Genomic DNA, 893 nt, shown 5'->3' on the forward strand with positions numbered 1-893 from the left:
TACTATCCTTTTTAAACAAAATAATTCCAAAATGATGCTGCAGCGCCTTTGATCAAGTCTCCGAACTAGTCCGTGGATCTTGCCAAGATCAGGAATCCATCATAAAAAAAGCTTGATTTCTCAAGCTTTCTCGCATTGGTTTATGTAGGCACCTTTGTGTCATTGGACAGTTGCCGTTATACCACCGCCATGCGCTGCTTCAAAACATTAAGGTTAGCTAAAGACAGCCTGCCGTGTTTTACAACACAGCCAGGCTGTTTGGGAATTAGAGTGCCGACGCTGCTGTAAGTATCCTTTTCAAAATTACTTACCGCCTTCGACTTAAATTAAGCTCTTCATGCCCCGCAGCCACTCATAAAAACCATCATCGAAAAAGAGATCAGGAATGTATGTCTGAGTGTAACTGCAATTAGGGCAAAGAAGTACCAACCCTTGTTCAAGCACCTTAGGGTATAATTTCTCGTGTTTACTGTTGTTTCCGCAAGTAAGAGGATGCACTCCTTCTGCCTGCTGGTAATCCTTAATACGTTGCTTAACATCCTCTTTGTTCATTTATATCCCCTTTATTTGTTGAGATCAGCATTATACCAAGATATATATTGTTAGACATTGATTTCTTGCGATTCAACTCTACGATCCTTGAAAACCATCAAATAGAATTTTCGCCAATCTTTACGATATAATTATACACGATGTACTCATCTACAACATAAAATAATCTAAGCGCCCATTAAATTTCAAGCCATCATCCGCGGGGCATCAATTTAATTTGTTTTCAGAATTCTCCCTTTCTTTTTCCTTGTAAAAATCGTCACGGTAGGGGTCACCTCACGAAACGGGAAAATAATCGTCCGCTAAGCAATTCATTACATGAAAAAACCGGACCCTGTATT

At 39.6% G+C, this 893-nt stretch carries 1 protein-coding gene; it reads right to left on the bottom strand.

What is annotated here, in order from left to right:
• Window positions 1-321: 321 nt before the first annotated feature.
• Window positions 322-552: a hypothetical protein gene (locus GC102_RS27060; RefSeq protein ID WP_056828054.1), complete on the bottom strand. Its 231-nt coding sequence runs from the start codon at window positions 550-552 to the stop codon at window positions 322-324.
• Between the last annotated feature and the right edge of the window lie 341 nt (window positions 553-893).

Source organism: Paenibacillus germinis (assembly GCF_013141785.1).
Taxonomy (GTDB): Bacteria; Bacillota; Bacilli; order Paenibacillales; family NBRC-103111; genus Paenibacillus_E; species Paenibacillus_E phytorum.

Coding starts and splice junctions, on each gene's coding strand:
- GC102_RS27060 (WP_056828054.1), bottom strand. CDS start 552: ATGAACAAAGAGGATGTTAAGCAACGTATTAAGGATTACCAGCAGGCA.